This is a genomic window from Streptantibioticus parmotrematis, assembly GCF_019890615.1.
GTDB lineage: Bacteria > Actinomycetota > Actinomycetes > Streptomycetales > Streptomycetaceae > Streptantibioticus_D > Streptantibioticus_D parmotrematis.
Genome location: NZ_JAINVZ010000063.1, coordinates 1 through 793 on the forward strand (window position 1 = coordinate 1; position 793 = coordinate 793).

General features: G+C 70.4%; 1 protein-coding gene and 1 pseudogene. Both read right to left on the bottom strand.

Annotation, left to right across the window (positions count from 1 at the left end):
• Positions 1-264: pseudogene (locus K7472_RS32235) on the bottom strand (ATP-binding protein); the annotation flags it as partial.
• Positions 245-652 carry a DUF742 domain-containing protein gene (locus K7472_RS32240; protein ID WP_109452423.1) on the bottom strand — a complete coding sequence of 136 codons (408 nt, stop codon included), beginning with the start codon at positions 650-652 and terminating at the stop codon, positions 245-247. The pseudogene K7472_RS32235 and the gene K7472_RS32240, both read right to left, overlap by 20 nt.
• Positions 653-793: the final 141 nt, after the last annotated feature.

A 793-nucleotide genomic window follows, 5' to 3' on the forward strand; every position in this document is an offset into this window, starting at 1 on the left:
GACCGTGGTCGTGGTCTTGTCGGCGACCTTGCTCAGGTCGTCGATCCCGGCGGACGCCGAGGTCATCACGGCCTCGGTGCGCAGCGGGTTGATCTCGGAGACGGCACCGACGAACGTGGTCTTGCCGACGCCGAATCCGCCGGCCACCACGATCTTCGCCGAGGTGGTCGAGCGGGCGGGCTCCTGCCCGTAGGCCTGCCCCTGCGGCGCGAAGCCCGCGTACGGGTCGGCTGCCGCCTGCGGCCTAGAGCTTCCGAAGTCCACTGAGCACCCTCTCCAGCAAAGTCACGTCCGGCTGTCCGCCGGCCTCACCGTTGCCCGGCTGGTGGATGGCGACCATGCCCGCTTCGGCGAGGTCGGCCACCAGGATCCGGGCCACGCCCAGCGGAATGGCCAGCAGCGCCGAGATCTCCGCCACCGACTTGATCTCCCGGCACAGGTGGCAGATCCGCTGGTGCTCCGGGAGGAGGGCACCGTAGCTCGACGGATCCGCCGTGGTACTGACCAGGGCCTCGATGGCGAGTTGATATCTGGGTCTGGTGCGACCACCGGTCATGGCGTACGGCCGCACCAGCGGCTGGTCGCCCTCGCCTCCGTACGGCGCGTGGTGGGCGGCACCGTACGGGCCGGGTGAGGCGGATGGCGGAGTCATGGGTCAGGCCCTCCGAGCAGATGCGGATGGAACGGGTCCGGTCGTTGCGTGGGGGGAGGTGCGATGAAACTGCCGTACCGCACGGACGGCATCCGTGCGGTACGCGCCCGGCGGGGTCAGCCGCCGAGCAGAGTGCCCTGA

Excerpts from the sequence above, each read along its gene's own strand:
- K7472_RS32240 (WP_109452423.1), bottom strand. The coding sequence starts at position 652 with ATGACTCCGCCATCCGCCTCACCCGGCCCGTACGGTGCCGCCCACCAC.